The sequence below is a fragment of the Myxococcus sp. AM009 genome (assembly GCF_013372605.1).
Classification (GTDB): domain Bacteria; phylum Myxococcota; class Myxococcia; order Myxococcales; family Myxococcaceae; genus Myxococcus; species Myxococcus vastator.
Genome location: NZ_JABXEP010000229.1, coordinates 1 through 8633 on the forward strand (window position 1 = coordinate 1; position 8633 = coordinate 8633).

Consider the following 8633-nt stretch of genomic DNA (forward strand, 5'->3'; position numbering starts at 1 on the left):
GCGCTCAACCGCATGCCCCCCCACACCAGCAGCTTCACGCCGAAGGTGGAGCCCACGGACCAGCCCAGCAGCATCGGCAGCAGCGCCAGCCCCGCCGCCAGCGGCGTGTGGCCGCCCTGCTCCGTCATCCACAGCGGCACCCACGCGGCCATGCTGTACAGCAGCGCGCCACCCGCCATGCCGCCCACGACGCCGCTGAGCACCGCGCGGTCTCTCAGCAGCTCCGCCGGGAGCAACGGAGACACCGTCGCGCGTTGCTGCCGCACCAGCAGCCAGCCCGCGCCCACGGCGGCCAGCGCGCAGGCCCACCGCAGGCTCGCGGCGCCCGGCTCCAGCGAAAAGAGGAGCAGCGCCGCCGAGCAGCCCGCGAGCACGGGCCCCCACCGGTCCATGCGGACCTCCGAACGGCGAGGCGGGTCGCGGTAAGACAGGTACAGCAGTGCCGCGGCGAACAGGCCCACCGGCACGTTGACCAGGAACACCCAGCGCCACGAGGCGTGCATCACCAGCCAGCCGCCAATGAGCGGCCCCACGACGTTGCCCGCGCCCCAGGCCCCCGTGAACAGCCCCTGCACGGCGACGCGCTCGCGCAGCGTGTAGAGGTCAGCGGTGATGGTGAGTGTGGTGGGCTGCAGCGCGCCCGCGCCCAGGCCCTGGATGACCCGGAAGGCGATGAGCCCCGGCACCGAGTCCGCCAGCCCACACAGCGCCGAGCCCACCAGGAACAGCCCCATGCCGAAGAAGAAGACGGGCTTGCGGCCCAGCCGGTCCGCCAGCTTCCCGGAGACGAGCACGCCGACGGTGGAGGCGAAGAGGAAGGCGGAGAACACCCACGAGTAGAGGTGCTGACCTCCCAGCTCCCGGGTGATGGTGGGCATGGCGCTCGTCACGACGGTGCCCTCGAACGCGCTGACCACCAGGGCCAGCAACACCGCGCCCGTCGCTGTCCGCCGCGCCACGCCGGGACGCGCGCTGGCCATGGGCTCCGCTGTGACGCCGCTTCCGTCCATCACCTCTCTGTACGCCCCATGCCCCCATGCGGAAACCGCATCTTCCGCATAGGCTCCTTGCGGAATCCGCATGACCTCCGAACAGCTCCGAGCCTTCCTCGAAGTCGCCCGGGCGGGACGCCTGGCCACCGCCGCGCGTGGGCTGGGGCTGTCCCAGTCCGGTCTCTCCCGGCAGCTCCAGTCGCTTGAAGCGGCGCTGGGCACCCGCCTGCTCGTCCGCACGCCCGGCGGCGCGGTGCTGACAGACGCGGGAGAGCGCTTCCTGCCTCACGCCCAGCGGGCCCTGGACGCATTGACGGCGGGCACCTCGGAGCTGGAGCGGCTGTCGGGGACGCCACACGGCGTGGTGTCGCTCGGCACGCTGCATACCGTGGGAGCGTACCTGCTGCCGGACATCATCCCGGCCTTCGCTCGCCAGTTCCCGGAGGTCCAGCCGCGACTGAGCGAGGGGCTGGCGCCGGCCCTGGAAGAAGGCGTGGCACGCGGCGCCCTGGACCTGGCCATCCTCTCTTTGCCCGCGCGGCGCGCCGACCTGGTGGCGCAGCGACTGTGGGAGGAGTCCCTGGTGCTCGCCGTCCCGCGAGGCCACCGGCTGACGAAGTCAGGCAAGCCCGTGACGATGGACGAGGTCGTGGGAGAGCCCTGGGTCGTCATCCCCGGCATGAGCGGCACCCGGGCCATGGAGGCCGCCTGCGAGGCGCGGGGCGTGACACCTCGCCTGGCGGTGGAGACGGACAACGCGGAGGCCATGCGCCGCATGGTGGAGCGCGGCCTGGGCGTCGCGGTGGTGCCGCAGTTGATGGCCCGAGACCACCATGCCCAGGGCTTCGACGTGGTGACCCTGGCGCGCGCCGGGCTGAAGCGGCAGGTCGCGCTGATTCACCGGGGAGAGGGCTACCTCACGGCCGCGGCGCGGGCGCTCAAGTCCTTCATCGTGGAGAGCGTGCGCGCCATGCCCGAACCCTGGGGCACGAGGAAGGCCGCTCCAGGCCCGCGGGTGCGCTAGCGTGCCGCGGCCGGTGGCGCCGCCTTCACGAGGCCCGCCGAGACACGGAGACGCCTCATGGCCCGGACGGACAGCTTCGTTGAGTACACGGTGGAACTGCTGGAGAAGCTGGGGCCCGTGCGGTCGCGGTCGATGTTCGGCGGCTGGGGGCTCTACTTCAGCGGACGGATGTTCGGGCTCATCGGCGACGGGCAGCTGTTCCTGAAGGTGGATGACGTCACCAGGCCGGACTTCCAGGCCGCCGGCTGCCGGCCGTTCGTCTACGAAGGCAAGGGCGCCCCGGTGGAGATGGGCTACTGGACCCCGCCCGCGGACGCCGCGGATGACGCCTACGCGCTCCTGCCCTGGGCCCGGAAGGCCGTGGACGCGGCGAACCGGGCCGCGTTGAAGAAGGCCAGGAAGGCGCCCGCGAAGAAGCGCGCCTCGCGCGTCAAGCCGTCTTGATGGCCGCGGCGTCCTCCAGCCCCAGCTCGACGACGGACGCCTCGCGCATCTTGAACTTCTGCACCTTGCCCGTCACCGTCATCGGGAACGCGTCCACGAACTTCCAGTAGCGGGGAATCTTGAAGGACGCGATGCGGCCCGCGCAGAACCGCGTCAGCTCCTCGCCGGTGAGCGCCACGCCCGGCTTCGCGCGCACCCAGGCCATGACCTCCTCGCCGTACTTCTTGCTCGGCACGCCGATGACCTGCGTCTCGCTGACGCCCGGGTGCGTGTGGAGGAACTCCTCGACCTCGCGCGGGGAGATGTTCTCACCGCCCCGGATGATGGTGTCCTTGATGCGGCCCACCACCTTCACGTAGCCCTCGTCGTCCATCACCGCGAGGTCGCCGGTGTGCATCCACCCGGCGGAGTCCACGGCCGCGGCGGTGGCCTCGGGGTTGGCCCAGTACCCCAGCATGACGCTGTACCCGCGCGTGCACAGCTCACCCTGCGAGCCACGCGGCACCACCGCCCCCGTGCCCGCGTCGATGACCTTGACCTCCAGGTGCGGGTGCACGCGCCCCACGGTGGACACGCGCTTGTCCAGCGGCTCATCCAGCGCGCTCTGCGTGGACACTGGCGACGTCTCCGTCATCCCGTAGCAGATGGTCACCTCGCGCATGTGCATGCGCGACTGCACCTGCTTCATCACCTCCACCGGGCACGGAGAGCCCGCCATGACCCCGGTGCGCAGCGTCGACAAATCGAACTCACCGAAGCGCGGATGCTCCAGCTCCGCGATGAACATGGTGGGCACGCCGTACAGCGACGTGCAGCGCTCGGCCTGCACTGTCTGGAGCACCGTCAGCGGGTCGAACGCCTCGGCGGGAATCACCATGGTGGCGCCGTGGCTGGTGCAGGCCAGGTTGCCAATCACCATGCCGAAGCAGTGATAGAATGGCACCGGGATGCACACCCGGTCCTCGGGGCCGTAGCGCAGGGCCTCCCCGATGAAGAAGCCGTTGTTCAAGACATTGTGGTGCGACAGCGTGGCGCCCTTCGGAAAGCCTGTCGTTCCCGACGTGTATTGGATGTTGATGGCGTCATCGAACTGGAGCGACGCCTCGCGGGAGGCCAGCGCGTCCTCGGAAACCGCCTTCGCGCCATCGAGCAGCCGCTGCCAGTCGTCCTCCAGCACCAGCGCCGTCGCCAGGCCGCCGCAGCGCGGCTGGACCTCTTTCACCATGCCCCGGTAGTCCGTCCGCCGGAAGCTCCGCGCATGGAGCAGCACCTTCGCGCCGGACTGGTTGAGGGCGTACTCCAGCTCCGAGGTGCGGTAGGCCGGGTTGATGTTGACCAGGATGGCGCCGATGCGGGCCGTGGCGTACTGGACGGCCACCCATTCGAACCGGTTGGGTGACCAGAGGCCCACCCGGTCCCCTTTCTGGACGCCCAGGGCCATCAGCCCCCGGGCCACCTGCGAGGTGAGCGCCCAGAGCTGTTGATATGTGGCCCGAAACCCCTGGGACGCCACCACCAGCGCCTCCCGGTCCCCGTGGCGCTCGACGGTGCGGCGCAGGTTCTGGCCAATCGTCTCCCCCAGCAGCGGGGTGGTGCTGGTGCCATGAGCGTAGGAAGGGACCGGGCTTTGGGACATGGCGTCATCGTCCCGCCTGGTGGGACACGCGGCAAGCGCCGCGAAACTCCGCTGTCCACCGCGCGCCAGCCAGGGCCCCCAGGGGCCTGCCCCCTCCCGGGAAATGACAGTCGGCTCTGGAATCTGCCATTACGCCGTGCAGCCAGCCCACGCGCCGCGTTAGAAACGGGGGCTCATGGATGACTCCAACGCCAGGCTGGTCGCGGCCCTGCTGGAAGCCCGGCAGCGCCACTGCTTCCCTGCGGACGTGCGGCGCGCCGCTCCCGAATTCGTAGGCCAGGTGCTGGGCCTGCTCTTCCCCCACTTCGCAGACCGCCTGGAGTGTACGGCCGCCGCCGTCCACCGCGACGTCACCACCGTGGAGGCCAGCCTCCACCGCATCCGGGACACGCTCGCGCCCCTGTACCCGGGCATCGAGCGGGACCTGCCGGCGCGCTTCATGGAGCGGCTGCCCGGGCTCTACGACTGGCTGCGCCAGGACGCGGACGCCATCTTCGAGGCGGACCCGGCCGCGCGCACCGTGGACGAGGTCATCCTCACCTATCCGGGCTTCACCGCCATCGCCATCTACCGGGTGGCCAACGCGCTGCACGCCCTGGGCTTCCCGCTGCTGCCCCGCCTGCTCACCGAGTTCGCGCACCAGCGGACCGGCGTGGACATCCACCCGGGCGCCACCATCGGCCGGCGCTTCGTCATCGACCACGGCACCGGCGTCGTCATCGGCGAGACGACGCTGATTGGGGACAACGTCAAGCTCTACCAGGGCGTCACCCTGGGCGCGCTCGTGGTGGAGAAGGGGCTGACGGACAAGAAGCGCCACCCCACCATCGAGGACGACGTGGTGGTGTACGCCAACGCCACCATCCTCGGCGGTGAGACGGTGGTGGGCCGGGGCAGCATCATCGCCGGCAACGCCTGGCTCACGCAGAGCATCCCGTCTCAATCCGTGGTGACCCGCCGCAGCGAAGTGCGTCAGCGCGGCGCGGACGGCTCGCTGGACGCACTCGAATTCCACATCTGACCCACCGACGAGGCCCCCCATATGAAGGTGAACAACATCCTGGAGACCATCGGAAACACGCCGCACGTGCGCATCAACCGGCTGTTTCCGTCCCGCGTGACGGTCCACATGAAGCTCGAGCGCGCCAACCCGGGCGGCAGCATCAAGGACCGCATCGCGCTGTCCATGATTGAGGACGCGGAGCAGCGCGGCCTGCTCAAGAAGGACAGCGTCATCATCGAGCCGACCAGCGGCAACACCGGCATCGGCCTGGCCATGGTGGCGGCGGTGAAGGGCTACAAGCTGGTGCTCGTCATGCCGGAGTCCATGAGCATCGAGCGCCGCCGGCTGATGGCCGCCTACGGCGCCACCTTCGAGCTGACCCCGCGCGCGCAGGGCATGAAGGGCGCCATCGCCCGCGCCAACGAGCTGCTGTCGCAGGTGCCCAACGCGTGGATGCCGCAGCAGTTCGAGAACGAGGCCAACATCGAGGTCCACCGCCGCACCACGGTGCAGGAAATCCTCAAGGACTTCCCGGAGGGGCTGGACTACCTCATCACCGGCGTGGGCACCGGCGGCCACATCACCGCGTGCGCCGAGGAGCTCAAGAAGGTCTGGCCGAAGCTGAAGGTCCTCGCCGTGGAGCCCACCAAGTCGCCCGTCATCAGCGGCGGCCAGCCGGGCCCGCACCCCATCCAGGGCATTGGCGCCGGCTTCATCCCGAAGAACCTGCACCAGGACGCGCTGGACGGCGCGATTCAGGTGGCCGAGGAGGACGCCTTCGAGTTCACCCGCCGCGCCGCGCGTGAGGAGGGCATCTTCGTGGGCATCTCCTCCGGCGCCGCGCTGTCCGCCGTGAATCAGAAGCTGGGCGAGATGACCGACGGCAGCCGCGTGCTCGTCTTCAACTACGACACGGGCGAGCGCTACCTCTCCATCGAGCCGCTCTTCCCGGCCCAGTAGTCCCAGGGCCCTTTAGCCGCGGTGCGTCCGCACCAGCTCCACCAGCCGGTCCATCTCCTCGGGCAGGTTGTAGAAGTGGGGTGAGAGGCGGACGCGCCCGCGGCGCACCGAGAGGGCCACGCCCCGTCCGGTGAGCCACGCGCCGAGCGCGCCGGCCTCGCCCTCCGGAGGCAGGAAGGTGAGGATGCCCGCCCGGTGCTCCGGCGCGGGCCCCACGTCGCAGCCCAGCCCGCGCAGCCCCGTGTCCAGTTGGCCCAGCAGCTCGCGGATGCGCGCGGAGCTGGCGTCCACCCCCACCTCGTGCAGCAGCTCCAGCGCGGCCCCCAGGGCGTAGATGCCGGTGTACGCGGCGCTGCCCTCCTCCAGCTTGCCCGCGTCCGGGCGCAGCTCGAAGTGGCTGCGGTTGAAGTTCCACGGGTCGGTGGTGCTGCGCCAGCCCACCAGCACGGGCCGCAGCCTGGGCAGGACGTCCTTGGCCACGTAGAGGAAGCCGATGCCGGAGATGCCCAGCATCCACTTGTGGCTGTCCGCGCTGAGGAAGTGGATGCGGCTCTTCTTCACGTCCACGGGGATGCAGCCCACGCTCTGGATGCCGTCCACGCAGAACAGGACGCCCGCCCGCTCACACACGGCGCCCACCGCGTCCAGGTCGGTGCGGTAGCCGGTGGCGAACTGTACGGAAGACACCGCCACCAGCCGGGTGCTCGGGGTGAGCGCGGCCGCCACGGCCTCCGGCGTGACGCCCCCTTCGGGCGTCTGGATTTCGCGCACCGTCACGCCGCGGTCCTTCAGGTGCAGCCAGGGATAGACGTTGGAGGGGTACTCCAGCGAGGAGGCGACGACGACCTCGTCGCCGGGCTTCCAGTCCAGCCCCTCGGCCACCAGGCCCAGGCCGTGGCTGGTGCTGCGCACGAAGGCCATCTCACCAGGCTCGGCGTTGATGAGGCGGGCGGCCAGGCCCCGCACCCGCTCGCAGTGGGCCTCCCAGCCGCGCTCGTGTTTGATGCCGTGGTGGACGACGTCATCCATCCACCCACGCACGGCCTCGGCGACGCGCAGGCTGGTGGGGGCCACACCGGCGTGGTTGAGGTAGAGCTGCTCCCCCAGCACGGGGAAGAGGTCGCGGTAGGACTCGAGCGAGCGCGTCATGGTGACTGGGAGTGTAGCCACGTCGCCGCGCCGCGCCGTACCTCGTGAAGGCCGGGTGTCCGCCATGGACAGAGGGGGTGGGTTTTCCGTCTCTCGCGGGGATGCGATATGCGTCAGGGCCTGCTCGACGCGGAAGGACCCATGCGCCGCACCCTCCAGGACGCCATGAGGAGCACGTTGTTCGTGGGAGCCGCCCTGCTGGCGGGCTGCGCTGGGACCGTCCACGCGCCCTACCCGCCCATCCGCGCGGACCTGTCCCCCGCCGCCCTGGAGCGAGGGGCCTCCATCTTCCACGCGAGCTGCGAGTCCTGTCACCGAGGCGGCGACGCGGAGACGGCGTCGGGCGCGCCGCTGCGCGAGCTGCCCTCGTACATGGGGCGCTTCTACGCGGCGAACCTCACGTCGCATGCCGAGGCGGGCATCGGCGCCATGACGGATGAAGAACTGGCGCGGGCCATCCGCTACGCCGTGAGCCGCGATGGGCGGTTGATGGTGATGCCCAGCTACGGCATGGGCGACGCGGACCTGGCGGCGGTGCTGGGCTTCATGCGCTCCGGACATCCGCTCTTCACGCCGGACTCGGTGCCCGCGCCCCCGTCGGAGTTCAGCTTCTTCGGCGGCATCGGCTTCCGCTTCATCACCGGGAACGAGCCCGTGGAGCGGCCCGCCTCGGGCATCCCCGTGCCGCCCAAGGCGGCGACCCGGGAGTACGGCCACTACATGGCGCATGACGTCTATGACTGCGCCTCGTGTCACACGGATGGCTTCAGTCCTCGGAAGACAGAGGGCGATGACGTGTTCGCGGGGGGCATGGCGTTCGTCGACCCGGAGGGACGGAAGGTTCATTCCAGCAACATCACCTTCCACGAGACGGGGCTGGCGCACTGGACGCTGGAGGACTTCACCCGCGCGGTGCGTGACGGGCTGGCGCCGGATGGCTCCGTGCTGCGCTCGCCCATGCCTCGCTTCCGGGGCATGGACGCGGTGGAGGCGCGAGCGCTCTATGACTATCTGCGCTCGGTGCCGAACAGGGAGAACGCGGTGAAGGGCGCGCGGCCACGGCTCACCGCGGCGTCGGTGCGCCCGGACTGGGTGGCGGAGGAGCAGCGCGCGGAGACACGCCCCGAGGCAGCACCGGCCAGCGCGCCCGATGAGACGCGCGCTGGGGATGCGCCCGGTGCCAGGGGTTCCGTGAAGGAAGCAGCGGGAGACACCTCGGCTCCGTCCGTCTCCCCCGCGCAAACCCCGGCCATCCCGCGGGACACGCTGGGAGCAGAAGCCCCTGCCAGCGTGACGGCCTCGGCGACCGGCGCTGGCGCAGCTCCGCGCACGGAGCCTGGCGCCCCCCACCCGGGCGTGGACTCCGCGCCGTCCGCGAAACACGCTGCGGCCAGCCCCACGGCGCCCGCTCCCACGGCGCTGGCC

At 70.8% G+C, this 8633-nt stretch carries 8 protein-coding genes; 5 read left to right on the forward strand and 3 right to left on the reverse strand.

All coding sequences use genetic code 11. The features are described 5' to 3' along the window. On the reverse strand, positions 1 to 1010 hold a 1010-nt coding region (locus HV824_RS33205), incomplete at its 3' end, for an MFS transporter (RefSeq protein WP_176425058.1). A gap of 70 nt (positions 1011 to 1080) precedes the next feature. Here HV824_RS33205 and HV824_RS33210 point away from each other — a divergent pair. Then, positions 1081 to 2016 carry a LysR family transcriptional regulator gene (locus HV824_RS33210; protein ID WP_176416446.1) on the forward strand — a complete coding sequence of 312 codons (936 nt, stop codon included), beginning with the start codon at positions 1081 to 1083 and terminating at the stop codon, positions 2014 to 2016. Between the two features lie 57 nt (positions 2017 to 2073). Continuing rightward, on the forward strand, positions 2074 to 2460 hold the full coding sequence (locus tag HV824_RS33215; protein WP_176425059.1) for a TfoX/Sxy family protein: 387 nt from the start codon (positions 2074 to 2076) through the stop codon (positions 2458 to 2460). On the opposite strand, the gene HV824_RS33220 is transcribed toward HV824_RS33215, so the two are convergent. Continuing rightward, positions 2447 to 4096 (reverse strand): AMP-binding protein, encoded by a 1650-nt coding sequence (locus HV824_RS33220; protein ID WP_176425060.1) that lies wholly within the window; start codon positions 4094 to 4096, stop codon positions 2447 to 2449. The genes HV824_RS33215 and HV824_RS33220 overlap by 14 nt on opposite strands. A gap of 175 nt (positions 4097 to 4271) precedes the next feature. On the opposite strand from HV824_RS33220, the gene epsC reads away from it, so the two are divergent. Together epsC and cysK are read left to right on the forward strand one after the other, a co-directional pair. After that, positions 4272 to 5117: a serine O-acetyltransferase EpsC gene (epsC, locus tag HV824_RS33225; RefSeq protein WP_176416443.1), complete on the forward strand. Its 846-nt coding sequence runs from the start codon at positions 4272 to 4274 to the stop codon at positions 5115 to 5117. A gap of 21 nt (positions 5118 to 5138) precedes the next feature. Next, on the forward strand, positions 5139 to 6059 hold the full coding sequence (gene cysK / locus HV824_RS33230; protein ID WP_176416442.1) for a cysteine synthase A: 921 nt from the start codon (positions 5139 to 5141) through the stop codon (positions 6057 to 6059). Between the two features lie 12 nt (positions 6060 to 6071). Here the strand turns inward: cysK and HV824_RS33235 are convergent, their stop codons facing one another. After that, positions 6072 to 7208 carry an aminotransferase class V-fold PLP-dependent enzyme gene (locus HV824_RS33235; RefSeq protein WP_176416441.1) on the reverse strand — a complete coding sequence of 379 codons (1137 nt, stop codon included), beginning with the start codon at positions 7206 to 7208 and terminating at the stop codon, positions 6072 to 6074. A gap of 141 nt (positions 7209 to 7349) precedes the next feature. On the opposite strand from HV824_RS33235, the gene HV824_RS33240 reads away from it, so the two are divergent. Then, positions 7350 to 8633: cytochrome c (locus tag HV824_RS33240; RefSeq protein WP_176425061.1), on the forward strand; the 1284-nt coding region annotated here is incomplete at its 3' end.